The organism is Vibrio variabilis, from assembly GCF_003263785.1.
In the GTDB taxonomy this organism is placed as follows: domain Bacteria; phylum Pseudomonadota; class Gammaproteobacteria; order Enterobacterales; family Vibrionaceae; genus Vibrio; species Vibrio variabilis.
In genome coordinates this window covers 37,223-50,766 of the sequence record NZ_JYJK01000152.1, presented here as the reverse complement: position 1 = coordinate 50,766, position 13,544 = coordinate 37,223, and the positions used below count along the sequence as shown (strand labels likewise).

27 protein-coding genes and 1 pseudogene are annotated in these 13,544 nt (G+C 45.9%); all 28 read left to right on the top strand.

The window, feature by feature from the left end; all coding sequences use genetic code 11:
* The first annotated feature begins 184 nt into the window (after positions 1-184).
* The 28 genes and pseudogenes from TZ48_RS24225 (at position 185) to rpsD (ending at position 13,525) form a co-directional block, all read left to right on the top strand.
* Positions 185-373 (top strand): (2Fe-2S)-binding protein, encoded by a 189-nt coding sequence (locus TZ48_RS24225; RefSeq protein ID WP_112481256.1) that lies wholly within the window; start codon positions 185-187, stop codon positions 371-373.
* A gap of 81 nt (positions 374-454) precedes the next feature.
* Positions 455-931, top strand: coding sequence for a bacterioferritin (gene bfr / locus TZ48_RS24220; RefSeq protein ID WP_112460407.1), 477 nt, complete (start codon positions 455-457; stop codon positions 929-931).
* Between the two features lie 369 nt (positions 932-1,300).
* On the top strand, positions 1,301-1,612 hold the full coding sequence (rpsJ, locus tag TZ48_RS24215; protein ID WP_031495630.1) for a 30S ribosomal protein S10: 312 nt from the start codon (positions 1,301-1,303) through the stop codon (positions 1,610-1,612).
* A gap of 14 nt (positions 1,613-1,626) precedes the next feature.
* Positions 1,627-2,256 carry a 50S ribosomal protein L3 gene (gene rplC, locus TZ48_RS24210; protein WP_112481254.1) on the top strand — a complete coding sequence of 210 codons (630 nt, stop codon included), beginning with the start codon at positions 1,627-1,629 and terminating at the stop codon, positions 2,254-2,256.
* 16 nt (positions 2,257-2,272) lie between these two features.
* Positions 2,273-2,875 (top strand): 50S ribosomal protein L4, encoded by a 603-nt coding sequence (rplD, locus tag TZ48_RS24205; protein WP_042478663.1) that lies wholly within the window; start codon positions 2,273-2,275, stop codon positions 2,873-2,875.
* Positions 2,872-3,174, top strand: coding sequence for a 50S ribosomal protein L23 (gene rplW, locus TZ48_RS24200; RefSeq protein ID WP_042502749.1), 303 nt, complete (start codon positions 2,872-2,874; stop codon positions 3,172-3,174). The genes rplD and rplW overlap by 4 nt, the downstream gene beginning before the upstream one ends.
* Before the next feature lie 15 nt (positions 3,175-3,189).
* Positions 3,190-4,014: a 50S ribosomal protein L2 gene (gene rplB / locus TZ48_RS24195; protein WP_103881810.1), complete on the top strand. Its 825-nt coding sequence runs from the start codon at positions 3,190-3,192 to the stop codon at positions 4,012-4,014.
* 19 nt (positions 4,015-4,033) lie between these two features.
* Positions 4,034-4,312 carry a 30S ribosomal protein S19 gene (gene rpsS / locus TZ48_RS24190; RefSeq protein ID WP_031495622.1) on the top strand — a complete coding sequence of 93 codons (279 nt, stop codon included), beginning with the start codon at positions 4,034-4,036 and terminating at the stop codon, positions 4,310-4,312.
* A 10-nt stretch (positions 4,313-4,322) separates the two neighbouring features.
* Positions 4,323-4,655 carry a 50S ribosomal protein L22 gene (rplV, locus tag TZ48_RS24185; protein WP_042478670.1) on the top strand — a complete coding sequence of 111 codons (333 nt, stop codon included), beginning with the start codon at positions 4,323-4,325 and terminating at the stop codon, positions 4,653-4,655.
* Between the two features lie 16 nt (positions 4,656-4,671).
* A complete protein-coding gene (gene rpsC, locus TZ48_RS24180; protein WP_112481252.1) occupies positions 4,672-5,370 on the top strand; it encodes a 30S ribosomal protein S3 in 699 nt (232 codons plus the stop codon).
* 11 nt (positions 5,371-5,381) lie between these two features.
* Positions 5,382-5,792, top strand: coding sequence for a 50S ribosomal protein L16 (gene rplP, locus TZ48_RS24175; RefSeq protein ID WP_006075723.1), 411 nt, complete (start codon positions 5,382-5,384; stop codon positions 5,790-5,792).
* On the top strand, positions 5,792-5,983 hold the full coding sequence (gene rpmC, locus TZ48_RS24170) for a 50S ribosomal protein L29 (RefSeq protein WP_004736737.1): 192 nt from the start codon (positions 5,792-5,794) through the stop codon (positions 5,981-5,983). The genes rplP and rpmC overlap by 1 nt, the downstream gene beginning before the upstream one ends.
* Positions 5,983-6,237 (top strand): 30S ribosomal protein S17, encoded by a 255-nt coding sequence (gene rpsQ / locus TZ48_RS24165; protein ID WP_112481250.1) that lies wholly within the window; start codon positions 5,983-5,985, stop codon positions 6,235-6,237. The genes rpmC and rpsQ overlap by 1 nt, the downstream gene beginning before the upstream one ends.
* Before the next feature lie 160 nt (positions 6,238-6,397).
* The gene (gene rplN / locus TZ48_RS24160; protein ID WP_006075569.1) at positions 6,398-6,769 is read left to right on the top strand and encodes a 50S ribosomal protein L14; all 372 of its coding nucleotides are present in this window, start codon (positions 6,398-6,400) and stop codon (positions 6,767-6,769) included.
* A gap of 11 nt (positions 6,770-6,780) precedes the next feature.
* Positions 6,781-7,098 (top strand): 50S ribosomal protein L24, encoded by a 318-nt coding sequence (gene rplX / locus TZ48_RS24155; protein ID WP_042478676.1) that lies wholly within the window; start codon positions 6,781-6,783, stop codon positions 7,096-7,098.
* Between the two features lie 24 nt (positions 7,099-7,122).
* Positions 7,123-7,662, top strand: a complete 540-nt coding sequence (gene rplE / locus TZ48_RS24150) for a 50S ribosomal protein L5 (protein ID WP_006075572.1) — start codon at positions 7,123-7,125, stop codon at positions 7,660-7,662.
* A 17-nt stretch (positions 7,663-7,679) separates the two neighbouring features.
* Positions 7,680-7,985 carry a 30S ribosomal protein S14 gene (gene rpsN / locus TZ48_RS24145; protein WP_004398460.1) on the top strand — a complete coding sequence of 102 codons (306 nt, stop codon included), beginning with the start codon at positions 7,680-7,682 and terminating at the stop codon, positions 7,983-7,985.
* Positions 7,986-8,014: 29 nt separating this feature from the next.
* A complete protein-coding gene (gene rpsH, locus TZ48_RS24140) occupies positions 8,015-8,407 on the top strand; it encodes a 30S ribosomal protein S8 (protein WP_006075574.1) in 393 nt (130 codons plus the stop codon).
* Between the two features lie 12 nt (positions 8,408-8,419).
* Positions 8,420-8,953, top strand: a complete 534-nt coding sequence (rplF, locus tag TZ48_RS24135) for a 50S ribosomal protein L6 (RefSeq protein ID WP_031496829.1) — start codon at positions 8,420-8,422, stop codon at positions 8,951-8,953.
* A 9-nt stretch (positions 8,954-8,962) separates the two neighbouring features.
* The gene (gene rplR, locus TZ48_RS24130; RefSeq protein WP_038228845.1) at positions 8,963-9,316 is read left to right on the top strand and encodes a 50S ribosomal protein L18; all 354 of its coding nucleotides are present in this window, start codon (positions 8,963-8,965) and stop codon (positions 9,314-9,316) included.
* A 14-nt stretch (positions 9,317-9,330) separates the two neighbouring features.
* Positions 9,331-9,831, top strand: a complete 501-nt coding sequence (gene rpsE, locus TZ48_RS24125; protein WP_042478682.1) for a 30S ribosomal protein S5 — start codon at positions 9,331-9,333, stop codon at positions 9,829-9,831.
* Positions 9,832-9,838: 7 nt separating this feature from the next.
* The gene (gene rpmD, locus TZ48_RS24120; protein ID WP_004410429.1) at positions 9,839-10,015 is read left to right on the top strand and encodes a 50S ribosomal protein L30; all 177 of its coding nucleotides are present in this window, start codon (positions 9,839-9,841) and stop codon (positions 10,013-10,015) included.
* Between the two features lie 5 nt (positions 10,016-10,020).
* Positions 10,021-10,455, top strand: coding sequence for a 50S ribosomal protein L15 (gene rplO, locus TZ48_RS24115; RefSeq protein WP_021712509.1), 435 nt, complete (start codon positions 10,021-10,023; stop codon positions 10,453-10,455).
* A 20-nt stretch (positions 10,456-10,475) separates the two neighbouring features.
* Positions 10,476-11,809: pseudogene (gene secY, locus TZ48_RS24110) on the top strand (preprotein translocase subunit SecY).
* Positions 11,810-11,848: 39 nt separating this feature from the next.
* On the top strand, positions 11,849-11,965 hold the full coding sequence (gene rpmJ, locus TZ48_RS24105) for a 50S ribosomal protein L36 (protein WP_042478686.1): 117 nt from the start codon (positions 11,849-11,851) through the stop codon (positions 11,963-11,965).
* Positions 11,966-12,112: 147 nt separating this feature from the next.
* A complete protein-coding gene (gene rpsM / locus TZ48_RS24100; RefSeq protein WP_005450559.1) occupies positions 12,113-12,469 on the top strand; it encodes a 30S ribosomal protein S13 in 357 nt (118 codons plus the stop codon).
* An 18-nt stretch (positions 12,470-12,487) separates the two neighbouring features.
* The gene (gene rpsK / locus TZ48_RS24095; protein ID WP_001118870.1) at positions 12,488-12,877 is read left to right on the top strand and encodes a 30S ribosomal protein S11; all 390 of its coding nucleotides are present in this window, start codon (positions 12,488-12,490) and stop codon (positions 12,875-12,877) included.
* Positions 12,878-12,904: 27 nt separating this feature from the next.
* On the top strand, positions 12,905-13,525 hold the full coding sequence (rpsD, locus tag TZ48_RS24090) for a 30S ribosomal protein S4 (RefSeq protein WP_031493229.1): 621 nt from the start codon (positions 12,905-12,907) through the stop codon (positions 13,523-13,525).
* The last annotated feature ends 19 nt before the right edge of the window (positions 13,526-13,544 follow it).

The window sequence follows — 13,544 nt, the reverse complement described above, 5'->3', positions numbered from 1 at the left end:
TCTTTAGTTGATAATCGCAGTAAACGCGAAAAGAGGAGCTTAGGCTCCTCTTTTTTTATGTGAAAATAAATTTAACGTCGCTTCAGAGACTTACCTCAGTTAGGGCAAATTGGATATAAATAGCACTGGTAATGCTAACAATTCTCGTTTATATTCTTCTGCGTGAATTGTGAAAGGTTGTATTATGTTTGTTTGTTTATGCCACGGCATCTCTGATAAAAAATTGCGTAAGCTCGCTATCGAGCAAGGCATCACCGATATGCGTACCATCAGAAAGTGCACGTCACTTGGCTCTCAATGTGGTAAATGCGTTAAACAAGCAAAAGAAATCTTAAGCGAAACACAGGCGATGCAGTTTGCAAAAGTAAGCTAACCCCAAACCTTCGCCCGGTGACTTTGACACCTCCCCAATTGGTTCTACAGTTAATACTGAGCCAAAGAGGAGGGCTTTGTCATGAAAGGCGATCCAATCATCATTCAACATCTCAACAAAATTCTCGGTAACGAACTCGTTGCCATCAATCAATATTTCCTACACGCAAGAATGTACAAAGACTGGGGCTTAAAGCACCTGGCCGATAAGGAATACCACGAATCTATTGATGAAATGAAACACGCCGATCATCTGATTGAGCGGATTTTGTTCTTAGAAGGCATACCCAATTTGCAAGATCTAGGTAAGCTCATGGTTGGTGAGGATACAAAGGAGATGTTGGAGTGTGACCTTAAACTCGAAATGATGGCAATACCTGACTTAAAAGATGCGATCGCTTACGCCGAGGATAGTCGTGACTTCGTCTCTCGTGATCTGTTTCAAGATATCCTAGAAGACGAAGAAGAGCATGTGGATTGGCTCGAAACCCAGCTTGGACTTATCGAGAAAGTGGGCATTGAAAACTATCTTCAAGCTCAGTTTGTTGACGAAGAGTAGGGCGCTCTAATCAGGGTCTGGCGCGTTCCAGCTAGACCCTAAAAGTAAATTCGTTTATTTTTCCCCACCTATTGCATCCCGTTTTGTGATCTGTATAATACCGCCCACTGACTTAGTTCAGTTGTGAACCAATGAGCAAAGAGGAGTAAGCAATTTGCCTCGGCAAGTGCTTAGTAACGTAGACTCAGCTTATGTTCGCAGTTAATACAATTGACTCTCTGCCACGCAGTTGAGTGAATCGAAAATTAGCTGACAATGCGCTCAATCAGAGTGCTACGGTTTCACATAAATCAATCGGCATTCTCTCGCCTTAGCGAGTATGAGTGGCGATATTGTTTGTGTAATTTTTAATTATTGGAGCTCTGTCTCATGCAGAACCAACGTATTCGTATCCGCCTAAAGGCTTTCGATTATAAACTAATCGACCAGTCGACTGCGGAAATCGTTGAAACAGCTAAGCGTACCGGCGCACAGGTTCGTGGTCCAATTCCACTACCTACTCGTAAAGAGCGTTTCACTGTTCTTATCTCTCCACACGTCAACAAAGATGCACGTGACCAGTACGAAATCCGTACTCACAAGCGTTTGATCGACATCGTTGAGCCAACAGACAAAACTGTTGACGCTCTAATGCGTCTTGATCTTGCTGCTGGCGTTGATGTTCAAATCAGCCTAGGTTAAGGGAGATTAGAAGAATGATTGGTCTAGTCGGACGTAAAGTGGGTATGACCCGCATTTTTACCGAAGAAGGCGTTTCTATCCCTGTAACAGTTGTTGAGGTTGAAGCGAACCGTGTAACTCAAGTACGTACACTTGAAACTGACGGTTATGCAGCAATCCAGGTAACTGCAGGTGCTAAGAAAGCTAGCCGTGTTTCTAAGCCAGAAGCTGGCCACTTTGCGAAAGCAGGTGTTGAAGCAGGTCGCGGTCTTTGGGAATTCCGTTTGGAAAACGGCGAAGAGTTCGAAGTTGGCGCTGAGCTAAACGTAGAACTATTCAACGACGTTAAAAAAGTAGACGTTACTGGTACTTCTAAAGGTAAAGGCTTCCAAGGCGCTGTTAAGCGTTGGAACTTCTCTACTCAAGATGCTACTCACGGTAACTCTTTGTCTCACCGTGCTCCGGGTTCAATTGGTCAGTGCCAAACTCCAGGTCGCGTATTTAAAGGCAAAAAAATGGCAGGTCACATGGGTGCTGAGCGTGTAACGACTCAAAACCTAGAGATCGTACGTGTTGACGCTGAGCGCAATCTGCTTCTTATCAAAGGTGCAGTACCAGGCTCAACAGGCGGCAACGTGATCGTTAAACCAGCTATTAAAGCTTAACGTCTAGGAGTAAGTAATGGAATTGATGGTTAAAGGTGCTGATGCACTAACTGTTTCCGAGACTACTTTCGGACGTGACTTCAACGAAGCTCTTGTACACCAAGTAGTTGTTGCTTATGCAGCAGGTGCTCGTCAAGGTACTCGCGCTCAAAAGACTCGTTCTGAAGTATCTGGCGGTGGCGCTAAGCCATGGCGTCAAAAAGGTACTGGCCGTGCACGTGCTGGTACAATTCGTAGCCCAATCTGGCGTACAGGTGGTGTTACTTTTGCTGCGAAACCACAAGATCACAGCCAAAAAGTTAACAAGAAAATGTACCGCGGTGCTATGAAGAGCATTCTTTCTGAGCTAGTTCGTCAAGAGCGTCTAATCGTTGTTGATAACTTCTCTGTAGAAGCTCCAAAAACTAAAGAGCTTGTAGCTAAGCTTAAAGAGCTTGAGCTAACAGATGCGCTTATCGTGACTAGTGAAGTAGATGAGAATCTATTCCTAGCTGCTCGTAACCTATACAAAGTTGACGCACGTGACGTAGCTGGTATTGACCCAGTTTCTCTAATCGCGTTCGACAAAGTTGTTATTACTGCTGCTGCAGTTAAACAAGTTGAGGAGATGCTAGCATGATCACTGAAGAGCGTATCCTAAAAGTTCTACGTGCTCCGCACATCTCTGAAAAAGCAACTATGGCAGCTGAGAAAGCGAACACTATCGTTTTCAAAGTAGCGAAAGATGCAACTAAGAAAGAGATCAAAGCAGCTGTAGAAAAGCTATTTGAAGTTGAAGTTAAGTCTGTAAATACTCTTGTTCTTAAGGGTAAGACTAAACGTCAAGGTCTACGTCAAGGTCGCCGCAGCGACGTTAAGAAGGCGTATGTGACTCTGGCGGAAGGTCAAGATCTTGACTTCGTTGGCGGTGCGGAATAACAGGAGAGTTAAACAATGGCTATTGTTAAATGTAAGCCGACTTCCCCTGGTCGTCGTCACGTAGTTAAAGTTGTTAATGCTGACCTTCACAAAGGTAAGCCTTACGCTCCACTTCTAGAGAAAAACTCTAAGAACGGTGGTCGTAACAACAACGGTCGTATCACAGTACGTCACATCGGTGGTGGTCACAAGCATCATTACCGTTTGGTTGACTTCAAACGTACTAAAGATGGCATCCCAGCGAAAGTTGAGCGCCTAGAATACGATCCAAACCGTAGCGCAAACATCGCTCTAGTTCTGTACGCAGACGGTGAGCGTCGCTACATCATTGCACCAAAAGGCATCCAAGCGGGTGACCAAATCCAATCTGGTGTTGATGCGCCTATCAAAGCAGGTAACACTCTGCCAATGCGCAACATCCCAGTAGGTTCTACTGTTCACTGTGTTGAACTAAAACCTGGTAAAGGTGCACAAATTGCTCGTTCTGCAGGTGCATACGCACAAATCATCGCTCGCGATGGTGCATATGTAACTCTACGCCTACGTTCTGGCGAAATGCGCAAAGTACTATCAGAAGGCCGTGCAACAATCGGTGAAGTTGGTAATGCTGAGCACATGCTACGTGAACTAGGTAAAGCTGGTGCTAGCCGCTGGCGCGGTGTTCGTCCAACCGTTCGCGGTGTGGTAATGAACCCGGTAGACCACCCACACGGTGGTGGTGAAGGCCGTACTTCTGGTGGTCGTCACCCAGTATCTCCTTGGGGTCAGCCAACTAAAGGCTTTAAGACTCGTAAGAACAAGCGCACTGACAAGTACATCGTACGTCGTCGTAACAAGTAATCTATAAAGAGGAATCGCCATGCCACGTTCTCTCAAGAAAGGTCCTTTTATTGACCTACACTTGCTGAAGAAGGTAGAGAAAGCGGTGGAAAGCGGAGACAAAAAGCCTGTTAAGACTTGGTCCCGTCGTTCAATGATCATCCCATCAATGATTGGTTTGACCATCGCTGTCCATAATGGTCGTCAGCACGTACCAGTTTTCGTTACCGAAGAAATGATCGGTCACAAACTGGGTGAATTTGCACCAACTCGCACTTACCGCGGCCACGCTGCGGATAAGAAAGCTAAGAAGAAATAAGGAGTAGATGATGGAAGCTATCGCTAAACATAACTTTGCTCGTATTTCTCCACAGAAAGCTCGCTTAGTTGCAGACCAAATCCGCGGTAAAAGCGTGGATCAAGCTCTTGAACTACTAACTTTCAGCAACAAAAAAGCTGCTGAACTAGTTAAGAAAGTTCTTGAATCAGCAATCGCGAATGCGGAACACAACGAAGGTGCAGATATCGACGATCTTTCAGTCGCAAAAATCTTCGTAGATGAAGGCCCTATCATGAAGCGTATTATGCCTCGTGCTAAAGGCCGTGCCGACCGTATCTTGAAGCGTTCTTGCCACATCACTGTTGTTGTTGCAGACGCTTAAGACTAGGAGATAAGCAATGGGTCAGAAAGTACATCCTAATGGTATTCGTCTTGGCATCGTTAAGCCTTGGAATGCTACATGGTTTGCTAACACCAAAGATTTCGCTGACAACCTAGACGGCGACTTCAAGGTACGTCAGTTCCTTACTAAGGAACTAGCAAAAGCGTCTCTTTCACGTATCGTTATCGAGCGTCCAGCTAAGAGCATCCGTGTGACTATTCACACTGCTCGTCCTGGCGTTGTTATCGGTAAGAAAGGTGAAGACGTTGAGAAGCTACGCGCAGCTGTAGCTAAAATCGCAGGTGTACCAGCGCAAATTAACATCGCTGAAGTACGTAAGCCTGAGCTAGACGGCCAACTTGTGGCTGATAGCATCGCGTCTCAACTTGAGCGTCGTGTTATGTTCCGTCGTGCTATGAAGCGTGCGGTACAAAATGCTATGCGTCTTGGCGCTAAAGGTATCAAAGTGGAAGTAAGCGGTCGTCTAGGCGGCGCTGAAATCGCACGTTCTGAGTGGTACCGTGAAGGCCGTGTGCCTCTACACACTCTACGTGCTGACATTGATTACGCAACTTCTTCGGCTCACACTCAATACGGTGTGATCGGCATTAAAGTTTGGATCTTCAAAGGTGAGATTCTAGGCGGTATGCCAGCAGCTAACGCTGTAGAGCCAAAAGGCGATAAGCCTAAGAAGCAGCGCAAAGGCCGTAAGTAAGGAGTCGACAGATGCTACAACCTAAACGTACTAAGTTCCGTAAGGTTCAGACTGGTCGCAACCGTGGTCTAGCTAAAGGTACAGACGTAAGCTTCGGCACATTCGGTCTTAAGGCTGTTGGTCGTGGTCGTCTTACTGCTCGTCAGATCGAAGCGGCTCGTCGTGCAATGACGCGTCACGTTAAGCGTCAAGGTAAAATCTGGATTCGTGTATTCCCAGACAAGCCTATCACAGAAAAACCACTAGAAGTTCGTCAAGGTAAGGGTAAAGGTAACGTTGAGTACTGGGTAGCCCAAATCCAACCTGGTAAGGTTATGTACGAAATGGACGGTGTACCTGAAGAGTTGGCACGTGAAGCGTTCCGCCTAGCGGCTCGCAAACTGCCGTTCAAAACTACATTTGTAACTAAGCAGGTGATGTGATGAAAGCACAAGATCTACGCGAAAAAAACGTTGAAGAGCTTAACGCTGAGCTTTTGAATTTGCTACGTGAACAGTTCAACTTGCGCATGCAAGCTGCAACTGGTCAGCTACAGCAAACTCATACTCTGAAAGCTGTACGCCGTGATATCGCACGTGTGAAAACTGTTTTGACTGAGAAGGCAGGCGCATAATGAGCGAACAAATCCGTACTCAACAAGGTCGTGTAATTAGCAACAAAGGCGACAAGTCTATTGTTGTTGCAATCGAACGCATGGTTAAGCACCCAATTTACGGTAAATTCGTAAAGCGTACGACTAAACTACACGCACATGACGAAAACAACGAGTGTGGCATTGGCGACACAGTTGAAGTTCGTGAGTGCCGTCCACTGTCTAAGACTAAGTCTTGGACTTTGGTAAGCATCGTAGAAAAAGCGAAAATTTAATCGTTTTTCTATAGCGAAATCAAGCGGCTCCAAATTATTTTTGGGGCCGCTTATTTTTTGTCTACCCAATCACAAAAAAGGGTGGTACAATTCGCGTCCCTTTAAAGAGGCAGCCCGACCCGAGAGGGTCTAGTTTTTAATATTTAGCGGAGCACTAACAATGATCCAAATGCAAAGTACACTTGACGCAGCAGATAACTCTGGCGCGCGCAAGGTAATGTGTATTAAGGTTCTGGGTGGCTCACACCGTCGTTACGCACACATCGGCGACATCATCAAAGTTACTGTGAAAGAAGCAATTCCTCGCGGTAAAGTTAAAAAAGGTGATGTTCTGAAGGCGGTAGTAGTTCGCACCCGTAAAGGCGTACGTCGTCCAGACGGTTCTGTCATTCGCTTCGACCGTAATGCTTGTGTATTGTTGAACGACACTACTGAGCAACCAGTCGGCACACGTATCTTTGGTCCAGTGACTCGTGAACTTCGTAACGCGAAATTCATGAAAATTGTTTCACTAGCACCTGAAGTACTGTAAGGAGCTATAAAATGGCAGCTAAAATCCGTCGTAATGACGAAGTAATCGTTCTTGCTGGTAAAGATAAAGGCAAGAAAGGTAAAGTAACTAAGGTTCTAGCAACTGGTAAAGTTATCGTTGAAGGTATCAACCTTGTTAAGAAGCACCAAAAGCCTCAACCGGCTCTAGGTCAACAAGGTGGCATCGTTGAGCAAGAAGCAGCAATTGACGCTTCTAACGTTGCAATCTTTAACGCGGCTACTGGTAAAGCTGACCGCATCGGTTTCCGTATCGAAGATGGCAAGAAAGTTCGTTTCTTCAAGTCTAACGGCGAAACTGTTTCTAACTAATAGAAAGTAATTTGGAGTTCTACTATGGCGAAACTGCATGATTACTACAAGTCGTCTGTAGTTGCTGAATTGACCAAACAATTCAACTACTCAAGCGTCATGCAAGTCCCTAGGATTGAGAAAATCACCCTAAACATGGGCGTTGGTGAAGCAATCAACGATAAGAAACTGCTAGAAAACGCAGCAGCTGATATGGCAACGATCTCTGGTCAAAAGCCTCTTATCACTAAAGCGCGTAAATCTGTTGCAGGTTTCAAAATTCGTGAAGGCTACCCAATTGGTTGTAAAGTAACCTTGCGTGGCGAACGTATGTGGGAATTTTTAGAGCGTTTAATCTCTATCGCACTTCCACGTGTACGTGACTTCCGTGGCGTTAGCGCTAAGTCTTTTGACGGACGCGGTAACTACAGCATGGGCGTTCGCGAGCAAATCATCTTCCCGGAAATCGACTACGATAAAGTAGACCGTGTTCGTGGCCTAGACATCACTATTACGACGTCTGCTGCAAACGATGAGGAAGGCCGAGCTCTGCTGGCTGCCTTTAACTTCCCATTCCGTAAGTAAGGTGAAGGGTTACTGTTATGGCTAAACAATCAATGAAAGCGCGCGAAGCAAAACGCGCGAAGCTAGTAGCTAAGTTTGCTGAAAAGCGCTCAGCTCTAAAAGCTATCATCAGCGATGTAAACGCATCTGAAGAAGATCGTTGGAATGCAGTTCTTAAGCTGCAATCTCTTCCACGTGATTCAAGTGCATCACGTCAGCGCAACCGTTGTAACCAAACTGGTCGTCCACACGGTTACCTACGTAAGTTCGGTCTAAGCCGTATCAAAGTTCGTGAAGCTTGCATGAAAGGCGAGATTCCTGGACTTCGTAAGGCTAGCTGGTAATTGCCACTTAATCATTTGGAGTAAATCGTATGAGCATGCAAGATCCGATTTCGGATATGCTGACCCGCATTCGTAACGGTCAAGCAGCAAACAAAGTTGCTGTTAAAATGCCTTCTTCAAAGCTTAAAGTTGCAATTGCTGCACTACTGAAAGCTGAAGGTTACATCGTTGACTTCGCTGTTGAAGGCGAAGCAAAACCAGAGCTAGAAGTTACTCTTAAGTACTTCCAAGCGAAACCTGTAATTGAGCAAATCAAACGTGTTTCACGTCCTGGTCTGCGTGTCTACAAAAACAAAGACTCGCTACCAACTGTGATGGGCGGTTTGGGTATTGCTGTTGTTTCTACTTCCAAGGGTCTGATGTCAGACCGCGCTGCTCGCAAAGCAGGTCTTGGCGGTGAAATCATCTGTTACGTAGCTTAATAGGAGTAGATTATGTCTCGTGTTGCTAAGGCACCTGTCGCTATTCCAGCTGGCGTAGAGGTGAAACTTAACGGTCAAGAAATTACCGTTAAAGGCGCTAAAGGCGAACTAACTCGCGTTCTAAACAACGCTGTAGTTATTGCGCAAGAAGAGAACAACCTTACTTTCGGTCCTCGCGACGGTGTTGCTAACGCATGGGCACAGGCAGGTACTGCACGTGCACTAGTTAACAACATGGTTGTTGGTGTTACTGAAGGCTTTACTAAGAAGCTAACTCTTAAAGGTGTTGGTTACCGTGCTGCTATCAAAGGCAACGCTGTAGGTCTAACACTAGGCTTCTCTCACCCAGTTGAGCACGAGTTGCCAGCGGGTATTAAAGCTGAATGTCCTAGCCAAACTGAAATCGTGATCACTGGTTGTGACAAGCAACTAGTTGGTCAAGTAGCGGCTGACATTCGTTCTTACCGTGAGCCTGAGCCTTACAAAGGTAAAGGTGTTCGTTACGCAGATGAAAATGTGCGTACTAAAGAAGCTAAGAAGAAGTAAGGTAACACTATGGATAAGAAAGCATCTCGCATCCGTCGTGCTACACGTGCACGTCGTAAGATTGCAGAACTGGGTGCAACTCGCCTAGTAGTACACCGTACTCCTCGTCACGTTTACGCTCAAGTAATCGCAGCGAACGGCTCTGAAGTAATCGCAGCCGCTTCTACGGTAGAAAAAGCAATTCGTGAAGAAGTTAAGAGTACTGGTAACATCGATGCAGCTAAAGCAGTAGGTAAAGCTGTTGCTGAGCGCGCGCTTGAGAAAGGCGTATCTGCTGTTGCATTCGATCGTTCTGGTTTCCAATACCACGGTCGAGTAGCGGCGCTAGCAGAATCTGCTCGCGAAGCTGGTCTGAAATTCTAAGGTAGGGTTGGAAGATGGCTAAAGAACAACAACAAGCTAGTGATTTGCAAGAAAAGCTAATCGCCGTTAACCGTGTTTCTAAGACGGTTAAAGGTGGTCGAATCATGAGCTTCACTGCACTAACAGTAGTTGGTGACGGTAACGGTCGTGTAGGTTTCGGTTACGGCAAAGCTCGTGAAGTACCTGCTGCGATTCAAAAAGCAATGGAAAAAGCACGTCGTAACATGACTACGATCGCGCTTAACGAAGGCACTCTTCACCACCCGGTGAAAGGTCGCCACTCTGGCTCTAAAGTTTACATGCAGCCAGCAGCAGAAGGTACGGGTGTTATCGCAGGTGGTGCGATGCGTGCAGTACTAGAAGTTGCAGGTGTACACAACGTACTATCTAAAGCATACGGTTCTACGAACCCTATCAACATCGTTCGTGCAACGATCGACGCTCTAGGTAGCATGAAGTCACCAGAAATGGTTGCTGCTAAACGTGGTCTAACTGTTGAATCTATTTCGGAGTAAGAACACCATGGCAACTATCAAAGTAACTCAAACTAAGAGCTCAATTGGTCGCCTACCTAAGCACAAAGCGTGTCTTAAAGGTCTTGGCCTTCGTAAAATCAACCACACAGTAGAACTTGAAGATACTCCGTGCGTTCGCGGTATGATCAACAAGGTTTACTACATGGTTAAAGTTGAGGAGTAATCAGAATGCGTTTGAATACTCTATCACCGGCTGCGGGTTCTAAGCCTTCTAAGAAGCGCGTAGGTCGTGGTATCGGTTCTGGCCTAGGTAAAACTGGTGGCCGTGGCCACAAAGGTCAAAAATCACGCTCTGGCGGCAGCGTTCGTCCAGGTTTTGAAGGCGGTCAAATGCCTTTGAAACAGCGTCTACCAAAATTCGGTTTCACTTCTCGTAAGAGCCTAGTGTCTGCTGAAGTTCGTCTAGCTGAGCTAGCGAAAGTAACTGGTGACGTTGTTGACCTAAACAGCCTTAAAGCAGCTAACGTTATCACTAAGAACATCGAATTTGTTAAAGTTGTTCTTTCAGGTGAAATCAACAAAGCTGTGACTGTTAAAGGTCTACGCGTGACTAAAGGCGCTAAAGCTGCAATCGAAGCTGCAGGCGGTAAAATCGAGGAATAATCTCGAGGGATGAGGTACAGATGGCTAAGAAACCAGGACAAGATTTTAGTAGTGCAAAGAATGGCTTAAACGAACTTAAGTCTAGACTTTTATTCGTGATAGGCGCACTTTTAGTGTTCCGTGCCGGCTCTTTTGTGCCGATCCCTGGTATTGACGCAGCTGTACTTGCCGATTTGTTCGAACAGCAAAAAGGTACCATCGTAGAAATGTTTAACATGTTCTCCGGTGGTGCATTAGAGCGTGCATCTATTTTAGCACTGGGCATCATGCCGTATATTTCGGCGTCGATTGTTGTCCAGTTGCTAACGGTAGTTCATCCAGCGTTAGCCGAACTCAAGAAAGAGGGTGAGGCAGGGCGTCGTAAGATCAGCCAATATACGCGTTATGGTACGCTTGTACTTGCAACATTCCAGGCAATAGGTATCGCAACTGGCCTTCCAAACATGGTCAATAATCTGGTTGTTATCAACCAAACCATGTTTACGCTAATTGCAACCGTAAGTTTAGTAACTGGTACCATGTTCCTAATGTGGTTAGGTGAACAAATTACAGAGCGTGGAATTGGTAATGGTATTTCCATTCTAATTTTTGCAGGTATTGTTGCTGGATTGCCTTCGGCAATCGGTCAAACAATCGAGCAAGCGCGTCAAGGTGAACTGCACGTACTTCTTCTGCTGTTGATTGCTGTACTTGCTTTCGCAGTGATTTACTTTGTGGTGTTTATGGAACGTGGTCAACGTCGTATCGTCGTTAACTACGCTAAGCGCCAACAAGGCCGTAAGGTTTTCGCTGCACAAAGCACACACCTACCGTTGAAAATCAACATGGCAGGTGTTATTCCAGCAATCTTTGCTTCAAGCATTATCCTGTTCCCAGGAACACTGGCTCAGTGGTTTGGTCAGAATGGTGAGAGCAGCGCGTTCGGTTGGTTAACTGACGTGTCATTGGCTCTTAGCCCAGGTCAACCGCTGTATGTAATGCTTTATGCAGCAGCGATTATTTTCTTCTGTTTCTTCTACACGGCTCTTGTTTTCAATCCGCGTGAAACAGCAGATAACTTGAAGAAGTCAGGTGCATTCGTACCCGGCATCCGCCAGGTGAGCAGACAGCGAAATACATTGATAAAGTAATGACTAGACTAACCCTTGCTGGTGCTCTATACATTACCTTTATTTGTCTGATTCCCGAGTTCATGATGGTCGCGTGGAACGTACGTTTCTACTTCGGCGGTACTTCACTACTTATCGTAGTGGTAGTCATTATGGACTTTATGGCACAGGTACAGACTCATCTGATGTCACAACAGTATGATTCTGTGTTGAAGAAAGCAAATCTGAAAGGTTACGGCCGTTAATTCGGCGGTAGTCTCAGATTTCATCTACGGAGTTTAGCAATGAAAGTTCGTGCTTCCGTTAAAAAAATCTGCCGTAACTGTAAAGTTATCAAGCGCAACGGTGTTGTGCGTGTTATCTGTAGCAGTGAGCCAAAGCACAAACAGCGCCAAGGCTAATTAAGCAGAAATTTTTACTTGAAATATAAGGTATGGTCGAGTATATTCCTCGGCCTACCTTTTGCGTGCAAAAGAAGTAGCACTCCGCAGCGTATCCATAACGGGCTTTGCTGCGGCTATTCTTTTAAGAAACACTAGGAGTGAATAATGGCCCGTATAGCAGGCATTAACATTCCTGATCAGAAACACGCTGTAATCGCACTAACTGCGATCTACGGCATCGGTAAAACTCGCTCTCAAGCTATCCTAGCTGAAGTGGGTATTGCTGAAGATGTTAAGATCAGTGAACTAACTGAAGAGCAGATCGATCAACTGCGTGATGGTGTAGCTAAGTACACTGTAGAAGGTGATCTACGTCGTGAAGTATCAATGAACATCAAGCGTCTTATGGACCTTGGCTGTTACCGTGGTCTTCGTCATCGTCGCAGTCTACCACTACGTGGACAGCGTACTAAAACCAACGCTCGCACCCGTAAGGGTCCGCGTAAGCCGATCAAGAAATAATCGGGAAGGTAGAGTACAATGGCTAAACAACCAACTCGCGCGCGTAAGCGCGTTCGCAAGCAAGTTGCAGATGGCGTTGCGCACATCCATGCTTCTTTCAATAACACAATCGTAACTATTACTGACCGTCAAGGTAACGCTCTAGCATGGGCTACTGCAGGTGGTTCAGGTTTCCGCGGTTCTCGTAAGTCTACTCCGTTCGCTGCACAGGTTGCTGCTGAGCGTTGTGCTGAAATGGCTAAAGAATACGGTCTAAAGAACTTGGAAGTTATGGTTAAGGGTCCAGGTCCAGGTCGCGAATCTACTGTTCGTGCACTGAACGCTGCTGGTTTCCGCATCACGAACATCGTTGACGCGACACCAATCCCTCATAACGGTTGTCGTCCACCTAAGAAACGTCGCGTATAACGTTTCTAGGATAATTGGAGAAGAATCATGGCAAGATATTTGGGTCCTAAGCTGAAGCTTAGCCGTCGCGAAGGTACAGACTTATTCCTTAAGTCAGGCGTACGCGCGATCGATACCAAGTGTAAAATCGATAACGCACCAGGTGTACACGGCGCTCGTCGCGGTCGTCTATCTGAGTATGGCGTTCAGCTTCGTGAGAAGCAAAAAGTTCGTCGTATCTACGGCGTTCTAGAAAAACAATTCCGTAACTACTACAAAGAAGCAGCTCGCCTTAAAGGCAACACTGGTGAAAACCTACTTCAGCTTCTTGAAGGTCGTCTAGATAACGTAGTTTACCGCATGGGCTTTGGCGCTACTCGCGCAGAAGCACGTCAGCTAGTTAGCCACAAAGCTATCCTAGTTAACGGTAAAGTTGTAAACGTTCCTTCATTCAAAGTTGCGGCTAACGACGTTGTTTCTATCCGCGAGAAGGCTAAACAGCAAGCTCGTATTAAAGCAGCTCTAGAAGTTGCTGAACAACGTGAAAAACCAACTTGGATTGAAGTAGATGCTGGCAAGATGGAAGGTACATTCAAGCGTATGCCTGAGCGTTCAGATCTATCTGCTGACATTAACGAACACTTGATCGTCGAGCTTTACTCTAAGTAAGGTTTAAACTAAAGAGAGG

Bases quoted from the DNA above. Each gene is read 5' to 3' on its own strand.
- rplE (WP_006075572.1), top strand. From the start codon at position 7,123: ATGGCGAAACTGCATGATTACTACAAGTCGTCTGTAGTTGCTGAATTG.
- rplV (WP_042478670.1), top strand. From the start codon at position 4,323: ATGGAAGCTATCGCTAAACATAACTTTGCTCGTATTTCTCCACAGAAA.
- rpsD (WP_031493229.1), top strand. From the start codon at position 12,905: ATGGCAAGATATTTGGGTCCTAAGCTGAAGCTTAGCCGTCGCGAAGGT.
- rplC (WP_112481254.1), top strand. From the start codon at position 1,627: ATGATTGGTCTAGTCGGACGTAAAGTGGGTATGACCCGCATTTTTACC.
- rpmC (WP_004736737.1), top strand. From the start codon at position 5,792: ATGAAAGCACAAGATCTACGCGAAAAAAACGTTGAAGAGCTTAACGCT.
- rplW (WP_042502749.1), top strand. From the start codon at position 2,872: ATGATCACTGAAGAGCGTATCCTAAAAGTTCTACGTGCTCCGCACATC.
- rpsJ (WP_031495630.1), top strand. From the start codon at position 1,301: ATGCAGAACCAACGTATTCGTATCCGCCTAAAGGCTTTCGATTATAAA.
- rpmJ (WP_042478686.1), top strand. From the start codon at position 11,849: ATGAAAGTTCGTGCTTCCGTTAAAAAAATCTGCCGTAACTGTAAAGTT.
- rpsE (WP_042478682.1), top strand. From the start codon at position 9,331: ATGGCTAAAGAACAACAACAAGCTAGTGATTTGCAAGAAAAGCTAATC.
- rplF (WP_031496829.1), top strand. From the start codon at position 8,420: ATGTCTCGTGTTGCTAAGGCACCTGTCGCTATTCCAGCTGGCGTAGAG.
- bfr (WP_112460407.1), top strand. From the start codon at position 455: ATGAAAGGCGATCCAATCATCATTCAACATCTCAACAAAATTCTCGGT.
- rplB (WP_103881810.1), top strand. From the start codon at position 3,190: ATGGCTATTGTTAAATGTAAGCCGACTTCCCCTGGTCGTCGTCACGTA.
- rpmD (WP_004410429.1), top strand. From the start codon at position 9,839: ATGGCAACTATCAAAGTAACTCAAACTAAGAGCTCAATTGGTCGCCTA.
- rplP (WP_006075723.1), top strand. From the start codon at position 5,382: ATGCTACAACCTAAACGTACTAAGTTCCGTAAGGTTCAGACTGGTCGC.
- rpsK (WP_001118870.1), top strand. From the start codon at position 12,488: ATGGCTAAACAACCAACTCGCGCGCGTAAGCGCGTTCGCAAGCAAGTT.
- rplX (WP_042478676.1), top strand. From the start codon at position 6,781: ATGGCAGCTAAAATCCGTCGTAATGACGAAGTAATCGTTCTTGCTGGT.
- rplD (WP_042478663.1), top strand. From the start codon at position 2,273: ATGGAATTGATGGTTAAAGGTGCTGATGCACTAACTGTTTCCGAGACT.
- rpsH (WP_006075574.1), top strand. From the start codon at position 8,015: ATGAGCATGCAAGATCCGATTTCGGATATGCTGACCCGCATTCGTAAC.
- rpsC (WP_112481252.1), top strand. From the start codon at position 4,672: ATGGGTCAGAAAGTACATCCTAATGGTATTCGTCTTGGCATCGTTAAG.
- rplN (WP_006075569.1), top strand. From the start codon at position 6,398: ATGATCCAAATGCAAAGTACACTTGACGCAGCAGATAACTCTGGCGCG.
- rpsS (WP_031495622.1), top strand. From the start codon at position 4,034: ATGCCACGTTCTCTCAAGAAAGGTCCTTTTATTGACCTACACTTGCTG.
- rpsN (WP_004398460.1), top strand. From the start codon at position 7,680: ATGGCTAAACAATCAATGAAAGCGCGCGAAGCAAAACGCGCGAAGCTA.
- rpsQ (WP_112481250.1), top strand. From the start codon at position 5,983: ATGAGCGAACAAATCCGTACTCAACAAGGTCGTGTAATTAGCAACAAA.
- rplO (WP_021712509.1), top strand. From the start codon at position 10,021: ATGCGTTTGAATACTCTATCACCGGCTGCGGGTTCTAAGCCTTCTAAG.
- rplR (WP_038228845.1), top strand. From the start codon at position 8,963: ATGGATAAGAAAGCATCTCGCATCCGTCGTGCTACACGTGCACGTCGT.
- rpsM (WP_005450559.1), top strand. From the start codon at position 12,113: ATGGCCCGTATAGCAGGCATTAACATTCCTGATCAGAAACACGCTGTA.
- TZ48_RS24225 (WP_112481256.1), top strand. From the start codon at position 185: ATGTTTGTTTGTTTATGCCACGGCATCTCTGATAAAAAATTGCGTAAG.